Genomic DNA, 19,767 nt, shown 5'->3' on the forward strand with positions numbered 1-19,767 from the left:
AAATATTGAATTTACTTATGGCCTAGTGTTGCTTAAGCTAAGAATAGAAGGTTTATAATGGAAAGGTGTTTTTCTATATGACATTTTTTATTGAGATATTCTTGCAAATTATTTTCCCTATTCTTCTTTTATTGGCATTAGGTGCTTTCTTGCAAAGAAAGTTTTCTTTTCAATTGAAGCAACTATCTACGTTAGTAACCAATTGTTTTATGCCAGCAGCTATTTTTTTACATATTTATCGCTCATCTTTTGATGCGAGTTTATTAGGCCAACTGTTGAGCTATTTGTTTATTTTTACGGTGGCTTTAATGATTATCGGGCAAATCATGGCGAAGTGTTTATCTTTAAATAAGGGAGAGGCAGCCACGTTAAAAAATAGTATTTCCTTGATGAATTCAAATAATTATGGTTTGCCTGTGAGTCAACTTGTTTTTACTGTTAATCCACTAGGTGTTTCCGTACAAATTATTATAATTGTAGTGCAAAATATTTTAACCTTTACATATGGTATGTATAATCTTCTTTCAACTAGCCGATCGATAGGTTCACTTCTATTGTCGCTCGTAAAATTGCCTGTGATTCATGCCCTTCTATTAGGATATCTCTTCTTATTATTCAACATCCCTCTTCCCACTTTTATAGAGATTCCTTTAGATCAATTGGCAGCTGGTTTTATTGGTTTAGCTTTATTATTGTTAGGTGCGCAGTTATCACAAATACAATTAAAAACGTTTCATCGTGTGATTACGTGGAGCTTAATTGGACGTTTATTATTAGGGCCAGCTCTTTCATTTCTTATTATTACACTTCTTGGAATTGAAGGGATTTTAGCACAATCATTATTTATTGCCAGTGCTTTTCCTACTTCAAGAAATACAGCTACAATTGCTCTTGAATATAACGTGGAACCTCAGTTGACTGCTCAAATTGTGCTCTATTCTACATTATTAAGCAGTTTAACTGTATCTTTAGTTATCTATTTATCTTACCTTTTATATGTATAATATAATGGTCTCAATCAACAATTATTTGTTATAGCATGCCGCAATTTTTTGGAAGTATGGCGTCTTCTCCTAAAATTGTAATTATATTTTCAATGCGGGTCATTTAATATTAACCTTTTGCTATAAGGAAATTTTTTCTATACAGACCTGCATAGTAAAGGATCTGTTTATATATATGGCGTAACTTTAGTTTTGGACTAATCGGTACTTAATTGGTATACTACATTTATTAAGGAGGGAGGACATTTTGGCTCGTCCATTAAATTTTAATCCGCAATTAAAATTAAAAGCTGTCATGATCTTGTTTTGGAAAAAAGGATATCATGCAACATCTCTCTCTGATCTACAAGAAGTCACCGGTTTAAGTAAAAGTAGTATTTATCAAGCGTACGGTAATAAATATGACTTATTTATAGCCGCCTTTCGTATGTATCATGAGGAACAGCTCAAACAACTTCAGGACATCATACAAAATGGCGTTAATGGTTATGAGGCAATAGAAACCTTCTTATTAAAAATTGTTCATGCAGAGGATGGTTTACCATGTGGTTGCATGACAAGCAATGAAGCGATTGAAATGGGTCCACATGATCAAGCGTTTTGTCAGCTCATTAATGAGCAATTTCAAGAAATAGAAGAAGTATTTATTAGTGCTATTGATAGAGGAAAGAAAGATCAATCAATAACTTCGCATACAGACAGCTTGTTGTTGGCGCGGTTTCTTATGGTGATCATTCAAGGTATAAATGTAATGAGCAGTACGAAAACAAATAGTGATCGTGTAATGGATGCACTATCAGTCACTAAACAAATACTAAAAGGTTTATAGAAAGTAGGGAATAAAATGAAAGTAGAAATTTGGTCAGATATTGCTTGCCCTTTCTGTTATATTGGCAAAAGAAAGTTTGAACATGCACTTGATGGCTTCAATCAAAAAGATGAGGTAGAAGTGGTGTATAAAAGCTTTCAATTGGATCCAAATGCTCCACAAAATACTACAGAAACGATGAATCAAATGCTGGCAAAGAAATACGGCCAGTCTGTTGAGCAAGTTGAACAAATGCAAAAACAAGTAACGGTACAAGCGAATGAGGTAGGCTTAGATTATCATCTAAACGATGCTAAAATGACAAATACCTTAGATGCTCATCGCCTAATCCACCTAGCAAAAGAAAAAGGTAAGATGAGCGAAATGAAAGAGCAATTACTTAAAAGTTATTTTGTCGAAGGAAAACATGTAGGGGAAATAGAATCATTAGTTGATATCGCAGCAGCTGTAGGATTAGATAAAGAAGAGGTAACATCTGTTCTAGCTTCTGATCAATATAAAAAAGAAGTAGAGGCAGATATGCAAGAGGGTGTGCAGTTGGGTGTGCAAGGTGTTCCATTCTTTGTCTTTAATCGCAAGTATGCCGTTTCAGGGGCTCAACCTTCAAATGTTTTTTCTGAAGTATTAACAAAAGTAATCGAAGAGGAAAAGCAAAGCCAACCATTGAATGTAATTAAACAAGGCGATGCTTGCACAGATGGCAGCTGTTAAATTTTATTTTAAGGAGTGTTTAACAAATGAGTGAAGCAATCAAGTATCAACTAGAATTAACAAGAAACAATCTATTAAGAGAAGTAAAAAACATCCCGCAAGATTTATTAGATGTTCAACCTGAAGGCTTCAATAACACAATCCATTGGCATATTGGACATGTTCTAACAGTGACTGAGCAATTCATAATGAATTATCCAAACAACACAGATCATCTTTCTGAGAATTATTTGCAGTTATTTGGTTACGGCACAAAGCCGAGTGATTGGACAGGAGAAGTCCCGTCTGTAAATTTTTTAATTGATCAACTACAAGATCAAATCGTTCGAATAAATAAAATCCCCAATGATGTATTCAATCAAGAATTACCTGAGGCAATATTAGGGCAAAAAACTGTAGGCCAACTAGCAATGTTGTCTGCTTACCATGAAGCAAATCATCTAGGTCAAATTCATGCAATGAAGCGCATAGTTGAAAAATAATAATACAAAGTTGCAGATAGCTTTTTAGCTATCTGTATTTTTTATTTGAATTTTCCTTTTTTTCATATTATTATATTGAATAAAAATCCGTTATGATGTATTTTTATTATATTACACATAAAAGGGGTTCACGGCAATGGAAATTTTAAATGCAGTTAGTACGGATGTGAAACAAATTCATCAATTAATCAAAGTATACGCTGATAAGGGCATTGTCCTGCCAAGGTCATATCTATCACTCTATCAACATTTACAGTGTTTATATGTAATGAAAGAAGAGGGGAAGATTGTCGGCGTTGCCGGTTTACATGTATTGGGAGAAGATCTAGCTGAAATTCGCTCCCTTGTTGTAGATGATCAATATGCGGGTAATGGAATCGGCCGTCTGCTAGTCAATAAAGTGGCAGAAGAAGCTGTGAAATTAGGGATACAAAGGCTTATCTCATTAACCTATGAGCAAGAATTCTTTGCTAAATGTGATTTTACTGTAGTGTCTCGCCATTCACTACCAGAGAAGGTTTGGGTAGATTGTATGTCATGCCCTAAAAATGATGCTTGTGACGAGATTGCCATGATTCGTTTTATCGCTTAAATTTAATGTGAATGCTGCAGTCACTAGCTACTGTAGTAGTTTTTTTGGTCTGCTAGTCGGGTTTACACATTATAGGATGTGCGGAATGCACAATTCTCTATTGAAACCCGTTACGGGTGCGGTATTAATTATGATTGCAATCTTAATTGCTGAGCTAAAGCCATCCCTCAATAAAAACCAATCTGCTAAAAAATTGTACTAAGCGACTCATAAGAAACTCTTTAATTTAAACATTACATGAACACATTGTGAAACATCGTACTTAAGCAGGGGGCGGGTTTGTTTTAGAAGGGGAAAATATTATTAGATTGATCTAAGGAATGTCTACAAAAGTTAGACATTCCTTAGAGTACAAAATAACTAAAACGAAGAACATCAGGTTTATGGGTCTAATTATTGACATAGGTGTACAATAATTACATTTCAATTTTCAATCATTTCTTTGAATTAGAGAGATAACTCGTTTCTTCCTCAGCCAGTTACTTCTTTTTAACTTTTGGCCATAAAGGTCGTTGAACATAATTAATCATCGTATTGAACAGAATCCCCCATTGCGTATTTGTTAAAGAACCAATGGGTGTTCCATTTGAAATACCTAAGCTTTTTTTTATATGTTTTAACTGTGGAAGTGTAAATATTCCTCGCAAAGCAATATCTAAAGGGGCATTAGATTGCTTTAGGGCATATTGTGCCAGTCCAAGGAAAGCTAAATAATATTTTTTCTGGACAATGGGTTCTTTCCTTCTAGTTATTAGAACCATTGCAGAATCTACTTTGGGTGGGGGAGAAAAATTATTTCTTGAGATGTCTTTGATATAGTGTATATCAAACCACATTCTCCAAGCTAACACATAAGAATCTTTGACTGACTTTGAGGTAAAGCGTTTTGCAGCTCCTTTCTCCATTACAATGACCCCTTTTTGAAATCCACTTGATGGATTATTTAAAAGCATCTTCATGATCGGAGTTGTAATGGAGTAGGGTATATTCGAGACAACGACAAAATGCTCATTGGGTAAAAAAACCTTCATAATGTCCTTATGGATAATTTGCGTGTTAATATTCTGTGCCGTTTTTTTCTTTAGAATTTCGACATACTTCAAATCATATTCTACTGCAAGGACCTTTCCTGCACTGTTCGCTAATAATGAGGTTAAAGCTCCTTTCCCAGCTCCTAATTCTAAAACTATATCACTACTATTTATATTTGCTCGTTCAATAATTTCATTAAGTAATTTCTTATTACTCATCAGATGCTGGCCAGAAAAATTGGGGAACTTCATACTTTTTAATTTTTTTTCACAGTATTTATGGGTCTTCTTACTCTTCCTCGTCATACTATCTCTTCCCTTCGAAAATTAATAAATCAAAGGGATCTGCCTGTGATTCAGAGTAGAGGGAAGAAAGCCTATCTTCATAAGATAAGGGGAAATCCTAGATAGTCGCAACCAAATAAACCTACTTTTTTTCTAAAAAAGAAAGGTAATCATACGTAAAAAAAGAAAAGCATAACTCAGCCTTTCTTCACATTACATATTTTTTGTAGGAAATGAAGATTATTTAAAAAGGGCAGACTAATCCCGTTTACTCTGTATACACAAAACAGAGCCTTTGAACGTATTAAATTTATGAGTTCAAAGTTGAGATACGAAGTCTGACATATGAATGACCCATTTTTAATAATCCTCCTTATAATAATTTAATGATACATTGTTTATTATAACTCGTTCTTCGAAATAAATCAAAATATTTTGAATTTTTTACCGTGCAAAGTTTTTATGGAAGTTGTATTTTTACTCTATGGCTCTATCAATATATACCTTAATAGAGCCATAGAGTAAAAAGAGCCAAACTGACAAAGTAAGTTTTCTGCAAAAATGATGACTTATTTTCAAATTTAACCGATAATAGAAGGAGAAGTATACCGGTTAATATCATCCTATATTGTGAATGCCTATCCTATTATCATTTTCTAAAGGAAATCTTCAGTCAACGAAAGCAGTGATATCATGTTTTTACTTCCACAACCAACATCTCGAATCGAAAAAGACAGATTCATCGATATTGTGAAGGAACGTTTATTAAAAGTATATGATGAGAAAATCATGGCTATCGGTGTCTATGGCTCATTTGCCCTTGATGAGGATGGTCCTTATTCAGATATAAATTTTCAAGTGATTGGTTTTGATGGACAACGAATCGATGATTTTCAGTTTATTTATCCGCCGTTTAAGGTGACCATTGAGTCGCTGCAAAAACAGCAATACATAACGTCTGCGAAAGAAATAAATTCAGATTGGTCATTAAACGTTGCACGTTTCATACATACGATGCCTATCTATGATCCGATTATGTTTTTCTCAAAAATGAAAAGCATCCCCCTGCAAATATCTAGCTACGAGATAAAAGATGTAATGAAAAAGTGTATGATTGAAGAGTTGTACGTGAAGATGGCTAAAATAAGAAACTTAAGGCTCATTCAGGATGAAACATCATTGTTGTTAAATGCAGTGGAGTTTTGTGAACAAAGTGCTAAGTTAATTGGCTTAGCTAATCGTTATTATTTTCGTTCAAAAACAAGGATGCTTGAAGAATCATTAGGAATTGCCACCAAACCTCATGGCTATGAACAGTTAGTGAAACTTATTCTTCAAAGAGATTGGGACATTAGTGAAATTGTATATGAAGCTTGTGAGCATCTTTGGACTGGAATCAATCAGTGGTTCAATGAACTTGGAATTAACTATCGCTCACATTCTTTTCCATTTTAAAAGTCATCTTCCAAAACGAGAGAAGATGACTTTTTTGTAATGGAGATTAGTTCTTATTTCTTTTATTCTTGCTGATGACAAAAATAATACCACTAATCCAAAGTAAGAAAATAACGACATAGATTAGATAAATCCATATATCAGGCGTTTGGAAGGTCAATAAGATCGTCCTGGCGTTAGTAAGGACAATAAATCCACCAACGAGTACTCCTAATAGATATGGTGGCAACACTTTAACTAACCAAGCTGCAATAGGAGCAGCAATAATGCCACCGATCATTAAAGCAATGACCCAAGTCCAATTCAGTTCCTCCCAGCCTAAAGCAATGAAAAAACCAACGCTAGCAGACAGTGCAATGGCGAATTCACTAGTATCCACTGTGCCAATTACTTTTCTAGCAGATATCCCTTTTTTGGATAGTAAAACAGGTGTGGCAATTGGTCCCCATCCACCACCACCTGTTGCATCTGCAAAGCCGGCAATAAGTCCAAGTGGAATTGCTTGCTTTCGCGATAAATGTAAAGTTTGTTTTTGTCTTTTTACTTCGTATTGGAAAAGAAACCGAAAAAAAACAAATAAACCTAAAAGAAGTAGAAATCCAGCAATATAAGGTTTAACGACATCACCAGGTAGTTGACTTAAGAAGCAAGCTCCTATAAATGCACCAATTGATCCCGGGATAATTAAACGAAAAACCGCTTGTTTGTCAACATTGCCAAACTTTATGTGTGATGCACCTGAGGCAGCAGTCGTTACAACTTCGGCTAAATGGACAGATGCTGAGGCGACAGCAGGAGCGATTCCAAAAGTAAGTAAAAGAGTTGATGAAGTTACGCCATACGCCATGCCAAGGGAGCCATCTATTAACTGTGCAAAAAAACCAATAAAGGCAAAAATAATTAGTTTCCTCATAGTCCTTCCCCTTTAAAAGTAATCTAATTTAACATATGATTTTTTTGTACAAGAGTGCATGGAAAGTGTATGAGATGAGGTGTTTCTCAAATGGAATACCTCATTTATGGGGAAATGATATAGAGGATTTTGCTAAAGAGAAATGAATCTAAATTCATATAAAAGTAGCCAGCTAAAATAGCTGGCTAGGGCGGTAATGTCATGATTGTTCAGATTTTACTAAAATTTTGACCTGTGCTTTTTCTTTAACCAATGTTTCAAAACCTTCTTCAATTACCTCGTCTAAGGTAATCTTCTTCGTAACGAGTTGGCTGGCTTGGAAGTAGCCTTTTTGCATAAGTGATAATACGGCAGGGAAAACATCACGATATCCGATGATTCCTTTAACAGTCCGTTCTTTCATTACAATATCATTTGGAAGGATCTCTGCCCCTTTTTCCCAAATGCTTACGATAATTGTTTCCCCACCAATTCCAGTAGATTGAATTGCTTGTTTAAGTACAACTGGTACGCCAGTAACTTCAAAAGAGACATTCACACCACCATTAGTTAATCTAGCAATTTCCGCAACAGTGTCATCTACTTCGGCTGGGTTTATTATAGTTGCCCCTAATTCTCTTGCTTTTGCTTGTCGTTCAGGTGAAAGTTCAACAGCATAAATATCTGTTGCGCCAGCGGCTTTTAAAGCTTCTATTACAAGTAAACCGATTGGGCCGCAGCCAAATACAGCTACCTTATCTCCAGCTTTCACTTTACTAGATCGTACTGCATAGAGAGCTACTGCAGCAGGTTCGACAAGGGCTCCTTGTTCAAAAGAGAGATCATCTGGCAGTTTAAAAAGTAGCTCTTCATCAACGGCTACGTATTCACTAAAACCACCGCCACCTCCTGCTAGGCCTAAAAATCCCATTTGTTCGTCTAAGTTATAAGCACCTTGGTGTCCGTGTGTCGCAAAAATTGGTTCTACTACTACTCGGTCACCAACTTTGAGCTTACTTACACTGTCGCCAATTTCGACAATCTCTCCAGAGAATTCATGTCCTAGTGTAATCGGGGCTGTTTCATTTGTTAATGGATGTGGCTTATCAACAGGTATAAAAATAGGTCCGCCTAGATATTCATGTAAATCGCTTCCGCAAATACCGCACCATTTGACTTTTATTTTTACTTGCCCTGATTGAACGATAGGTTCGTCAATATCTTCTAGACGAATGTCTTTTTGGTTATGCCATCTTAATGCTTTCATATCATTACATCCCCTAAATATTTTGTATAATTTGTTACGATTAAAAGTATACAACTAATTTACCTTATGATAAATTTAGTTATTATTAACTAAGGTTAATCAAAACTTAACTAAAGAGGATGCTTCTTATGAATATTGAACAATTGAAATATATTGTTGTGATAGCTAGAACAGGTTCTTTAAAACAAGCAGCAGATGAATTACATTTGACTTTACCTGCATTAAGTCAATCGATTAAAAGTTTAGAAGGTGAATTAAATATTACTTTGTTTCATCGTTCACGAAGGGGATCTGTACCTACTGAGGAAGGGCATAAACTTATCGAAAAAGCAAAGTATGTCCTATTAGCATACCAAGATTTTATTGATGAAGCAGAAGCTTATACAAATACAATGAGTGGGGAAATAAGAGTTGCTACTTACCCTGGCCCCATGGGCATTTTGGTGGAAGTTATTTCAAAACTAAAAATGGATTATCCGGATATTAAAACGGCTGTTTATGAGAATAGTACAGAAGCAATTATTAAAAAAGTTCAAGATGGTGAGGTTGATGTTGGCCTTATTACTTATAACGAGAAGGAAGAACATAAATATCGTGCGTTGATCTTTAATAAGTTATTGGATGGACATATGGTAGCTGCAATAAATAAGAATTCTCAACTAACAAAATACAGCCAAATTACTGAAGAAATGCTTAAAGGACAACCAATCATCTTGTATGATGATATTTATATATCTGATTTTATGAAAAGGTTTAATTTACCCGCTTTAGATATTCGTCTTATAACAAATAATATTGATACGATTAAGAATTCACTAGAGAACAATACTGCAATCAACATTGGATTTGATTATGCTTTTAAGACAGATGTCGGTTTATCAAAAAGTAGTGAGTTTGTTATTGTAGATTTCGCTCCCCCGCTTAATAATACGTATGCATTTGGTTATATTTATCATAAGAATAATGGGCTTTCAAGAATTTTAAGGGAGTTTATTAAGAGGATGTCCAATAAGCTAAGAACAAATCCTCCAGATAAGCGGATTGATTAATGGCAGCATAGGTAAAGATGAAGGAGGTATTTGCTCAAAGGCGATGGTACTAATTGTTTGAAATCAGCCAGGAACCCTTAGATAAATACTATATACATGATAACTATTTAGAGCTGGTTGAGATTTTAATTCCTGGCTTATAAGGACAAGGTACCAATAGCAAATGCATGTATGAAAGGTCTACAGAATTATATTTGAGACGAAGTTATCTCCATGAGGAATGGAAAAACCCAAAACATTCTTTAATCCTTCTTTTTCATAGCATCCATAATTATTTCAATAACCTCTGGCCTACTAAATTGCTTCGGGAGAGTAGTTCCTTGTTTTAACATTTCCCTTACCTTTGTTCCTGAAAGATGAAGGTGTAAAGAAGTATCATGGGGACATGTTTTATGTGAGGCCATGCCATCACATTTAATGCAATAAAAGGTGTGTTCAAAAGGTAATATGGTTATTCCTAGTTCTTCCTTAGGGAATGTTGAAAATATCTTCTGGGCATCATATGTGCCATAATAATCACCAACACCAGCATGGTCTCTGCCAACAATAAAATGTGTACATCCATAATTTTTTCGTGCAATCGCGTGATGAAGTGCTTCTCTTGGGCCCGCGTACCTCATTGCCTGTGGATAAGATGACAATAAAACTCTTTCTTGCGGATAATAATGTGCTAGTAAAACTTGATAGCTTTTCATTCTTGTTTCTGCTGGAATATCATCTTTTTTTGTTTCGCCAACAAGGGGATGAAGCAGTAAGCCATCGACTAATTCTAATGCTAATTTTTGAATATATTCATGTGCGCGATGAACGGGGTTTCTTGTTTGAAATCCCACAACCGTCTCCCATCCTTGGGTAGCAATATATTTTCTTACTTCTGCTGGTTCTAATTGAAACCCTTGAAGAAAAGATGGTTTTTTGATTTCTTTTGTCAATGTGACGTTGCCACCCACATAAACTTCACCACGATTAAAAAGTTTGTCGACACCTGGGTGATTGCGGTCGAGTGTTTGATAAATTATACTGGCTTCTTTTTGTTTATCTGGCAGAAAAATATCGTTAATTTCAATATATCCATAAACACAACCATCATAGACTAAATTCGCTTTATCATTGATTTTTAACAACTCGGCTTCTTTTTTTGATAGAGGTAATGTAATTGGAATGCTCCAGATAAGGTGATTGGCTAGTCTCATTTCATGAAGGACAGAATAATAGTCAGCTGAACATAGAAAACCTTCTAAAGGGCTATAAGCACCATTACTAATTAGTTCAAGGTCAGATAAAGAGGTACCATCGAGATTGATATGCTTAGTGATATGGCTCGTGTTTGCATTTATGTTTTTTCTATTTATTAAATGTCCACCATGTGGAATAGAGTTTGTCATTTCTATTATTCCTCCTTCACTTAAGTCGCTCAATTAAGTAGTTTACAAGTTCATTTGCACACTCTTCAGGTGATTTTGAGTTAGTCGAAATAACAAGGTCTGGAGACTGCGGAGGTTCATATATTTGATCAATGCCAGTAAAATTTTTGATTTCTCCTAAACGGGCTTTCTTGTAAAGTCCTTTAGGATCTCGTAATTCACATTCTTCTAAAGAACATTCCACATATATTTCAATAAACTCATCTTCGGTAAAAAGAAAGCGGGCTAGCTTTCGATCTTCCTCGAACGGGGAAATTAGTGCTGCCAAAACAACAATACCTGCATCTACAAATAATTTGCCTATTTCAGCTGTGCGTCGAATATTCTCTTTTCTATCTTCACTACTAAATCCTAAGTTTTTATTGATACCGTGCCGTAAGTTATCACCATCTAATAGATAAGTACTCATATTTAATTCGTATAATTTAGTTTGTACAATATTTGCTATGGTTGATTTACCAGAACCTGATAATCCAGTTAACCAAACCATACAACTTTTATGATTGTGTAATTTTTGCCGATTTTCTTTTGAGACTTGTGATTGAGACCAAGTGATGTGTTTTCTACTATCCATTTAAAAATAACCTCCAATCTGATATTTGTCTCACTTATTATTATGCATATGTATTTCAGGTCGGCTTGTACAGGTCATTCGCCTGAAAATCACCAAATTCGTAACCGCTTATTCCCTTTCTCATATTCTATAAGTAGGAGAAAGGGGTTCGACGAACATTGACAAAAAGAATGCCTGAAATAGTAGCAAAAAATATGATGATGCCTTTTTATATCCCGCTTTTTTCTACCAACTTTCCATACGTTCTCTTATGGGTACCGAAAAACGGGTGCACAATTGTAAATAAGTGGTTTATGTACCATATTGGAGCTGCTGGGGATTTGTCTCAGTTGAATGTCGAAATGACGCATAACTATCGTGAATTTGTCCTTCGAAAACGATCAGGTTACGACGTTGAATTAAAAGAGGAACTTATAAATGGTGAAAAACCAATTGTGAAAATTGTTAGAAATCCATATAGGAGAGCGGTTAGTTCCTTTTATCATGCATTGAGTGGGGATTGGCTAATTAAACAATTAGGCAGTACTGTTCTAGAAGGTATGTCCTTTACAAGCTATCTCTTAAAATTGAAATCTTTCGGCGAAAGTATACATGAATTAGACAAACATATTGCACCTCAATATACCATTGGAGAGGAACAGACACCTATTCATTATGTGAGATTAGAGAATTTACAACACGAATTAATGGATTTAGAAAGAATTGCAGGGCTAAAAGCCTCTCCAATGAATGAGATTGCACGATCTTCACATCATTTTTCATCAAGAATGAAGCTAGAGGGTGATTATGCAAACAGAGTGATTAGTTTTGTCTATGATGAAGATTTACCTACAGTTAATAGTTTATTGAACGAAGAAACGAAGGCATTAGTAGAGGAAATCTTTGCGGTCGATCTGCATTTTTATGGATATAAGCTAGGGGAATATTGACTTTTTGGCTATCAAATGAAGAGATATCCTCAGTTGTGAGAAAAGTACAACTGAGGATTCCTTCTAATTTAAGAAAACATTTTACCTAACGGACCCTCATCATTAATCATATCTTGCAAAGAATAAAGTGAAATTGGGAAATAAATTGTCCCATAAACATATGGAAGTAAGCTATACACATCAAAGATTATGACCAATGTGAGGTCAGCGGTATAAAAGGATTGTGTATCTGTGATTCCGGGATAGGGTACGAGAAGGTCGGTGGTTAAACCTCTTTCCTGCAACTGCTGTTTGATTAGAGTGTTAAGCCTTACTTTGTAATTACTATCCTTTTTAAAGAGTTCTCCAAGTGTATATTGCTTACCAGTCAAACTGTTAAATGTTAACCCGCGTGTAAAAGTAAGGCCATGTGCACCCCCTGAGTATGAATAAACTGTAAGAGTTAAACTTAAGACACCTTTTTGGTTGTTTTTTAAGTCAAATCCACCAGTTAATTCAGTTTGTGGTTGTCCGTAACCTTGCTCTTTCATTAATTGATTTAGGCTATCTGATATGGCATGATTCATTTTTTGTTGGGCAGCTGGTGGCGTGTAAGAAGATACTTGTGGTTTGAAAATATCTACACGATCATGTTTGATATGAATCGGTTGAATACCAACTGGTATTTTAAATGTATTCATCACATACACCTCCTAGGAACTAACATATGAAGGGGAATGAATCGTTATGTTGCGATGATAAGTTTTATATATGATAATAAAATGATGACAACAATTTAGGATGATAACTGTGTATGAAAATGAAAAAATAAAACAAAGATTAAATACATTTATCAACGTATCAAGAAATATTACATCGAATACGAGTTTAACAAAATTAGTACAAGAAATTATTGAGGCCGTTATTGAATCAATAGACAAGGCCGATGCGGGCTTCTTTCTTATATGGAATGAAGAGATGGAATATTTAGAAATAGAAGGAGCCTACAACTTTAAAGAGGAGATGTATTTACAAAATAAGCTTTTAGCAGGTGAAGGTATTAGTGGCTCTGTTTTTGAAGAGGGTTGTAGCAAAATGATTCATACGGCAGAGAAGATTAAAGAGGCAATGGGAAATATGCGTAATCAAACTTTGCATTATTATTTAGAGTCAACCGTACATGCAGCCATTCCTGTAAGTTGTATGTCTGTGCCATTGATTCATCAAAATAAGAAAATCGGTGTTTTAACGATAGATAATTTTAAAAACGATGGTTTTTTTAGTGATGAGGACTTAGCGTTCTTAGAAGCCATCGGTCACCAAATTGCAATTTCTATAGTAAATGCTAGAGCTTTTCAAGAAAAGGAAAAACAAACAAAAGAACTAGAAACCATTTTGTCTTTACATAATGAGTTGAATCATGTGGCTTTAAAAGGGGACGGTACATTTTCTTTAGTAAAGAAGCTAGCGGAAAAGTTCAGCGGATCGATTCTTTACTTTGATTCACTTTACCGCTTGAAAACATCTTATCCGCCTTCTGAAGATCATCATTTCTATATAAAAGAATGGTTAAAGAAAAATGCAAAGAAATTAAGTATTCCAAGATTGCTTGATATCTATAAAAAAGAAGAATGGGTAGGTCAAGCAATCGGGGTGATGTCTTCTTTCGGTACAATTGGTTTTTTGGTGGTAATTGAACAGGAGAAGGAATTAGATTTAATTGGTGAATTGGCTTTTAAGCACGCAGCATCTATTATGGCCATTGAACAAATGAAACAACAAGAACAAATGAAGCATCAACTCACGGAAAAAGAAGAATTATTAAAAGATATATTGAAAAATAACTTTACTCAAGAAGTACAAAGAGCTTTGAAGAGATATGGGATTAGTATCGAAGACAAGTGTATCTTTATTGGTATCGAACGGTTGATGAATGATGAAGTATTAGAGAGCTTTAGTTCAATAGAAAATCAGGTGAAAAGAGTATTTCAGGATCGCTTTCTAACTATTTGTTTTCCAGGTAGGGATATGGTTTATGTGATGCTCACTTCTAAAGATTCTATATTGAATAGGGAAGAAGAATTAAAAACGAGGTCAGAGAGACTTCAACGGTATTATCATCCGAATTTAATATATATAGGACGACCTGTCGATTCATTAAGACAAGCTGACATTTCATTTAAAGATGTACAAATCATGCCTGATTTTTTAGTTGAGCAAGGAAAAAATTCCAGTAAAGTCATAGGGTTTAGAGAGATAGGGTATAGAAGATACTTAAACGATGTATCAGATGATGATGCTACTGCTTTTGTGATGATATTCTTAGAAGGGATTGTACAAGCAAATAAAAATGATTGGCTAAAAACGCTTACCGCATACTTACAAACAGATAAAAACGCAGTGAAAACAGCCGAAGAGATGCATCTACACCCTAATACAGTCTATTACCGCATTCAGCAAATAGAAGAGAAGCTTAATATTAATCTTGATTCATTGGAGGATTGTATGAATGTGAAAATAGCACTTGATCTTTATCAACTAAAGCATTTGTAAAATAAAAATAAATGAAAGGCTCTAGATAGTGAAGATTTACGTTAGCAATGGCAAGAAAGGTGTAAGTCTGCTGCAGAAAAAGTGATGCTAGGATAGTAATGAAAAATAAACACGAATGTCATTCTATGTTCGGTATGCAAAAACATGCTCCCTAAGTAGAATGCATTCGTGTTTGATTTTAAGGTGAAAAAAGTATATGTCTAATTAATTGTAATTTATGAGGTCTAAAGGCCAAGAAGTCCATCCAGGAGGTCAAAGTCCTGGTAGCCCCACCAGATATATACCTAACCAGCGCCATGGTATATGTGTAATCATAGAAGCGAGGTAGATACTATTTATGATTTGTTTGGTCATTGGATTCACCTCATTATTTCATATGGGTCATCAGATGAACCAATATGAAATAGGAGAAAAACAATCGTTAAACGCCGCGCTTATTTCCCCATATATATGTGTGTAATTGGGGGAGAACTCTTATATTTTTAAACTCACTATCATGCATTGTTTTCTCTAGTAACCATTCATATTTAGCTAGTAGGTTACTTCTTAGCACATCGTTATTGGTTGTCATGCTGTCATCGTTGCCAACTTGTAAGCAGAAGGAAAGTTTTGGATAGCGTAAGTGGACTTTTTTTGCATAAGCTAAATCTTCTTCATTAAAGACCACAACTTTTAAATTGGGTTGCTTTTCTTCAAGTTGAGCAATAATCTCATCTAGCTTATTGAAATCTGTTTCCATTTGTGAGCTTGGTGGTTTCGGGGATAATGTTAAAAAATCGATATCCTTAAACCAATCTTGCCACTTGCTACCTTGTGTTTCCAAAGCCGTCTGCACTTTTTTGTCTTTAAGAAGCGTCACTAATTCACCTAGGTTTTTTAGTAATGCTGGATTGCCTCCGGAAATAGTTACAAAATCAAAGTAATCTCCACCGATGTTTTTTAACTCATGCCAAATTTCTGTTGCTGTCATTTGTTTAATCAAATGTTTACTAGAACCATCCCAAGTAAATGAAGAGTCGCACCAAGTACAAGCGTAATCACATCCAGCAGTACGAACGAACATCGTTTTCTGGCCAATAACAATGCCTTCACCTTGAATGGTTGGTCCGAATATTTCCATTACAGGTATTTTACTCATCTTCCATCCACTCCCTTCTTACTTCAGCAAAGCTTGTAGGAGTTTCATAGAGTTTGACATATTCCACTCTAAGTTGTTGCGGGCTATCTATTAGTGATTCTTTCATTTTTTCGTAAACCCATACAACGATGTTTTCTGCTGTTGTATTCATGGGTGGTAGTGTTTCATTAATATATTTGTGATCGAGGTGAATTTCAATTTCTTCTTTCCAAAGTTGCTTAATATTTGCGAAATCAACAACGATTCCACGATCATCAGTAAAGCCACTAATACCGAATATGACTTCATAAGTATGACCATGTAGATTTTTACATTTCCCTTCATAAGCATGAAGATGATGGGCTGCATCAAATGTAAAGGATTTACTCACGAGTACCCTTTTGTGATGATATTTTAATTGGTCTTTCTGAATATCCTCATCTATTTTCTGGAGTTCCTCAACTATACGAAAGCCATATAAATCCTTCATGACATTTTCACCTGCAAATACTGAGTCAAGCCTTGCATTCTAAGCTCACAAGCAGGACATTCGCCACATCCGTCTGCGATGACACCATTGTAACAAGTTAGTGTTTTATTTCTAACATAATCAAGTTTGCCAAAATCATCAGCCATCGCCCATGTTTCCGCTTTGTTTAGCCACATAAGGGGCGTATGTATGACAAAGGGCCTTTCCATAGATAAATTTAAAGTGACATTTAATGATTTAATAAATTGATCACGACAATCCGGATAACCACTAAAATCTGTTTCGCATACACCTGTAATGATATGCCTTGCCCCTATTTGGTAAGCGAGAATGCCAGCGAAGGATAGAAATACTAAGTTTCTACCTGGTACGAAGGTTGAAGGTAATGCCCCATCTTCACCATTCTTGACATCGATATTTGATCGTGTCAACGCATTAGGCGCTAATTGATTTAGCAGTGTCATATCTAAAATATGATGTTCAATTTGTAAATCAGCTGTAATTGCCTTGGCGCAGTCAATCTCAATTGCATGCCTTTGGTTATAATCAAACGTTACAGCGACTACTTCAGTAAAATGTTCCAAAGCCCAGAATAAACAAGTAGTACTGTCTTGCCCGCCACTAAATACGACAATGGCTTTTTCATTTTTTTTCATAATTAATCTCCTTTTAAACAGAAAAACAGCACCACTAAGAAAATGGCGCTGTTTTTCCTTAGTTTTTTTGAGAGGGTTTAGCTAGAACCTCTACCGCTAAGCGGAATTTAACTTAAGTTGTCGCTAGTCATTATAACATAAATAATGAGCAGTATTCGTCTTTTTTTAGGCTCTTTTCGCTTCGATTGTTGTTGTTCAGCAAAAATTCACTTAGTATTACCTTCAATTTACTAGGTAAGATATAAAAAATGAGAGAGTTAAGAAGCTTGAAGAAAAAGGGATAATAGTTGGCTATAAAGCAATCATTAATCCAGAAAAAGTAGAATAACCCATAAGGGCTTTTATACTATACGACAATACCAAATGTGAACAATTTGTAGAGTTTTGCAAAAATCATTCTAGTGTTATTGAATGTCATCAACTGGCTGGATCATATAATTATTTAATTAAAGTTTTAACTGATTCTGTCCAATCTTTGGAAAACTTTATTGATGCTTCCATGTCATTTGGACAGACCTCCACATTGATTAGACTCTCTTCACCTGTTGAGAGTAGATTAATACAGTAAGACTTTTTGATGAGAAAAAGTGCTGTATTATTGATCATCTTTTCCAATGTATTTGTTTTGATTATGGATATATTACTAAAGGCTCTCGTAAGTCATCATTGCAAGGTCATATACTCTTGTAGGGAGAATAAAAAGGGAATACAAAATTATATTAAAAATAGCAAATCTTATAAATGATATTGCCTTTTTAGCATTCCTTCTTCAGCTAACTTACTTTTTGTTCCATAAAAAACGAGGGCAACCCATAATTCCCCCAAGGCCCGTCCCATATAAAACTCTATGTTTACACTTTTTTGAAAGTCGAGAATAGATTACTATATTTATAAGATGGATAATTTGGCAAAAGAGGTGAAGTCCTGATGAAATTAAGGGAGCATAGAAGCTTTGTTCGTTTTTGGATTGCATCGACAACTTCAAGCTTTGGCACATATATTACAACTTTGGCTCTTCAGGTATTAGTGGTTAGTAATATGGGAGGCAGTGCTGTTGATGTTGGCTGGGTTTCAGCATCTAGATGGCTTCCGTATGTACTATTGGGATTAATAGCGGGGGTTTTGGTTGATAGTTTTCACCGAAAGACGGTATTGGTGGTAACAGATATAGGACGCGGCATGATTCTTACCTTCATTTGCTTTATGTCTATTACAGAAGTAATCAGTATTGGCTTACTCATGTTCCTGCTGGTGCTCTTTGGTACTTTGTCTCTTTTTAATGATTCTGCCTACCAGTCCTTTGTGCCACAATTAGTTCCTCGTCCTTTATTAACACGTGCAAATGCACGATTGGAACAAAGCTCAGCGGTTGCTGAAACGAGCGGTCCAGCCATTGGGGGCGGACTTGTCTCATTGATTGGCGCACCATTTGCCCTTCTTTTTGATGCCTTATCGTATTTGTTTTCGAGTGTATTAATAGCATCAATTAAACACCAGACCTCAAAAAAAGTGAAGACTGGATCACTTGGTCAGCAAATCAAGGAAGGTTTGCGATGGGTTTATCAACACCAATACCTTCGTCCTCTCGCTCTAAACACCCACGCCTGGTTTCTCTTTCATAGCATGACGATGACGATTCTAGTATCCATTTTTTTAATTGAACTTGGCTTCGATGCCTTACTCTTAGGGTATGTCCTTGCCGCTGCAGGTGTTGGTGCTGTCGCAGGAACCTCACTATCTTCTCGAGCCGGGGTGCGCTTTGGTATCGGACGTGCAATGGCTTTTTCTCGAATTCTCTATGGCCCAGCAGTGATCTTGATGGCTCTAGCTCCAGCAGCTAACAACTCCGATTCGTCGTACATAGCTCTCATGTTTGTGATTATAGGCCAGCTCTTTTATGGCTTTGCTATGGGAATTGAAGGTCCTCTTGAAATGGGATATCGACAATATGTCACGCCATCACATTTCCAAGGTCGTATGAATGCCACACTACGATCCATCAACCGTAGTGCAGTCGTTATTGGCGCTCCACTAGGAGGAACCCTCGCTGACGGACTAGGTTTCAAAACAGCTTTATGGATTTCGATAGGTGGCCTCATTTTATGCGGATTATGGTTTAGTCTTTCATCGATGCGAAAAGCTCGAATAGAAGACGCTGAAATCTAAAAAACTGCCGCGATAAATCTATAAATAATGCAAATACTACCTTATAGTACCGTGTTTAAAAATTTCTATAATTTAAAGGCATGAGAATTATATTTTTAACTTGCTTATTTCTTATGTCATTTTAATAATTTCCAGTTGATACCAAAGTATTTCTACATAAAAGCAACAATCTTTACGATTTAAAAAAGCAGAAGGGATAAAAAAGTCAATGCTATTCTTAATCTATTCTGAGGTACTTCATGAATAAAAGGGAAGGAGTTTTTTAGGAGAGAAGAGAAGTAA

Annotated in this window: 20 protein-coding genes and 1 riboswitch; of the genes, 11 read left to right on the plus strand and 9 right to left on the minus strand. The window is 35.4% G+C overall.

Annotated features, from left to right (window positions below; all coding sequences use genetic code 11):
- The first annotated feature begins 77 nt into the window (after positions 1–77).
- The 5 genes from MHI57_RS21235 to MHI57_RS21255 all read left to right on the plus strand — a co-directional run bounded on the left by MHI57_RS21235 (position 78) and on the right by MHI57_RS21255 (position 3,618).
- Positions 78–1,004, plus strand: a complete 927-nt coding sequence (locus tag MHI57_RS21235; protein WP_340978145.1) for an AEC family transporter — start codon at positions 78–80, stop codon at positions 1,002–1,004.
- Between the two features lie 247 nt (positions 1,005–1,251).
- Positions 1,252–1,833, plus strand: a complete 582-nt coding sequence (locus MHI57_RS21240) for a TetR/AcrR family transcriptional regulator (protein WP_340978146.1) — start codon at positions 1,252–1,254, stop codon at positions 1,831–1,833.
- Between the two features lie 15 nt (positions 1,834–1,848).
- Positions 1,849–2,544, plus strand: coding sequence for a DsbA family oxidoreductase (locus tag MHI57_RS21245; RefSeq protein WP_322909986.1), 696 nt, complete (start codon positions 1,849–1,851; stop codon positions 2,542–2,544).
- Between the two features lie 26 nt (positions 2,545–2,570).
- A complete protein-coding gene (locus MHI57_RS21250; RefSeq protein ID WP_095370246.1) occupies positions 2,571–3,026 on the plus strand; it encodes a DinB family protein in 456 nt (151 codons plus the stop codon).
- A 136-nt stretch (positions 3,027–3,162) separates the two neighbouring features.
- Positions 3,163–3,618 carry an N-acetyltransferase gene (locus MHI57_RS21255; RefSeq protein ID WP_095370245.1) on the plus strand — a complete coding sequence of 152 codons (456 nt, stop codon included), beginning with the start codon at positions 3,163–3,165 and terminating at the stop codon, positions 3,616–3,618.
- A gap of 479 nt (positions 3,619–4,097) precedes the next feature.
- Here MHI57_RS21255 and erm read toward each other — a convergent pair whose 3' ends face one another.
- Positions 4,098–4,955: a 23S ribosomal RNA methyltransferase Erm gene (gene erm, locus MHI57_RS21260; RefSeq protein WP_340978147.1), complete on the minus strand. Its 858-nt coding sequence runs from the start codon at positions 4,953–4,955 to the stop codon at positions 4,098–4,100.
- 672 nt (positions 4,956–5,627) lie between these two features.
- Here erm and MHI57_RS21265 point away from each other — a divergent pair.
- Positions 5,628–6,389 carry a kanamycin nucleotidyltransferase C-terminal domain-containing protein gene (locus tag MHI57_RS21265; protein WP_340978148.1) on the plus strand — a complete coding sequence of 254 codons (762 nt, stop codon included), beginning with the start codon at positions 5,628–5,630 and terminating at the stop codon, positions 6,387–6,389.
- Between the two features lie 46 nt (positions 6,390–6,435).
- Here the strand turns inward: MHI57_RS21265 and MHI57_RS21270 are convergent, their stop codons facing one another.
- Together MHI57_RS21270 and MHI57_RS21275 are read right to left on the minus strand one after the other, a co-directional pair.
- Entirely contained in the window at positions 6,436–7,302 is an 867-nt protein-coding gene (locus MHI57_RS21270; protein ID WP_095370240.1) for a sulfite exporter TauE/SafE family protein, read from the minus strand.
- A gap of 199 nt (positions 7,303–7,501) precedes the next feature.
- Positions 7,502–8,548, minus strand: coding sequence for a 2,3-butanediol dehydrogenase (locus tag MHI57_RS21275; RefSeq protein ID WP_224935024.1), 1,047 nt, complete (start codon positions 8,546–8,548; stop codon positions 7,502–7,504).
- A 128-nt stretch (positions 8,549–8,676) separates the two neighbouring features.
- Between MHI57_RS21275 and MHI57_RS21280 the strand changes: the two genes are divergently transcribed.
- Entirely contained in the window at positions 8,677–9,597 is a 921-nt protein-coding gene (locus MHI57_RS21280) for a LysR family transcriptional regulator (protein WP_328199618.1), read from the plus strand.
- Positions 9,598–9,839: 242 nt separating this feature from the next.
- On the opposite strand, the gene sat is transcribed toward MHI57_RS21280, so the two are convergent.
- Together sat and cysC are read right to left on the minus strand one after the other, a co-directional pair.
- Positions 9,840–10,982, minus strand: a complete 1,143-nt coding sequence (gene sat, locus MHI57_RS21285) for a sulfate adenylyltransferase (protein WP_328199617.1) — start codon at positions 10,980–10,982, stop codon at positions 9,840–9,842.
- Positions 10,983–10,998: 16 nt separating this feature from the next.
- The gene (gene cysC, locus MHI57_RS21290; RefSeq protein WP_322909990.1) at positions 10,999–11,595 is read right to left on the minus strand and encodes an adenylyl-sulfate kinase; all 597 of its coding nucleotides are present in this window, start codon (positions 11,593–11,595) and stop codon (positions 10,999–11,001) included.
- Between the two features lie 158 nt (positions 11,596–11,753).
- Here cysC and MHI57_RS21295 point away from each other — a divergent pair, with 158 nt between their 5' ends.
- Positions 11,754–12,524 (plus strand): sulfotransferase family 2 domain-containing protein, encoded by a 771-nt coding sequence (locus MHI57_RS21295; protein ID WP_307318596.1) that lies wholly within the window; start codon positions 11,754–11,756, stop codon positions 12,522–12,524.
- Positions 12,525–12,592: 68 nt separating this feature from the next.
- Here MHI57_RS21295 and MHI57_RS21300 read toward each other — a convergent pair whose 3' ends face one another.
- Positions 12,593–13,204 carry a DUF3298 and DUF4163 domain-containing protein gene (locus MHI57_RS21300; protein WP_322909991.1) on the minus strand — a complete coding sequence of 204 codons (612 nt, stop codon included), beginning with the start codon at positions 13,202–13,204 and terminating at the stop codon, positions 12,593–12,595.
- A 109-nt stretch (positions 13,205–13,313) separates the two neighbouring features.
- Here MHI57_RS21300 and MHI57_RS21305 point away from each other — a divergent pair, with 109 nt between their 5' ends.
- Positions 13,314–15,056, plus strand: coding sequence for a helix-turn-helix domain-containing protein (locus MHI57_RS21305; protein ID WP_322909992.1), 1,743 nt, complete (start codon positions 13,314–13,316; stop codon positions 15,054–15,056).
- Positions 15,057–15,477: 421 nt separating this feature from the next.
- Here MHI57_RS21305 and queE read toward each other — a convergent pair whose 3' ends face one another.
- From queE to queC, 3 genes are read right to left on the minus strand one after another with little or no spacing between them, the layout of a single operon-like run.
- Complete coding sequence (queE, locus tag MHI57_RS21310) at positions 15,478–16,194, minus strand: 7-carboxy-7-deazaguanine synthase QueE (protein WP_095370231.1); 717 nt, start codon at positions 16,192–16,194, stop codon at positions 15,478–15,480.
- Entirely contained in the window at positions 16,187–16,663 is a 477-nt protein-coding gene (queD, locus tag MHI57_RS21315; RefSeq protein WP_340978149.1) for a 6-carboxytetrahydropterin synthase QueD, read from the minus strand. The genes queE and queD overlap by 8 nt, the downstream gene beginning before the upstream one ends.
- On the minus strand, positions 16,660–17,319 hold the full coding sequence (queC, locus tag MHI57_RS21320; RefSeq protein WP_328199613.1) for a 7-cyano-7-deazaguanine synthase QueC: 660 nt from the start codon (positions 17,317–17,319) through the stop codon (positions 16,660–16,662). The genes queD and queC overlap by 4 nt, the downstream gene beginning before the upstream one ends.
- A gap of 52 nt (positions 17,320–17,371) precedes the next feature.
- A riboswitch (PreQ1 riboswitch) is annotated at positions 17,372–17,416 on the minus strand.
- A 246-nt stretch (positions 17,417–17,662) separates the two neighbouring features.
- On the opposite strand from queC, the gene MHI57_RS21325 reads away from it, so the two are divergent.
- On the plus strand, positions 17,663–17,887 hold the full coding sequence (locus MHI57_RS21325; protein WP_322910074.1) for an Lrp/AsnC ligand binding domain-containing protein: 225 nt from the start codon (positions 17,663–17,665) through the stop codon (positions 17,885–17,887).
- 359 nt (positions 17,888–18,246) lie between these two features.
- Complete coding sequence (locus MHI57_RS21330) at positions 18,247–19,485, plus strand: MFS transporter (protein ID WP_340978150.1); 1,239 nt, start codon at positions 18,247–18,249, stop codon at positions 19,483–19,485.
- Positions 19,486–19,767: the final 282 nt, after the last annotated feature.

Origin of the sequence: Cytobacillus sp. FSL K6-0129, assembly GCF_038007625.1 — a bacterium.
Taxonomy (GTDB): Bacteria; Bacillota; Bacilli; order Bacillales; family Cytobacillaceae; genus Cytobacillus; species Cytobacillus kochii.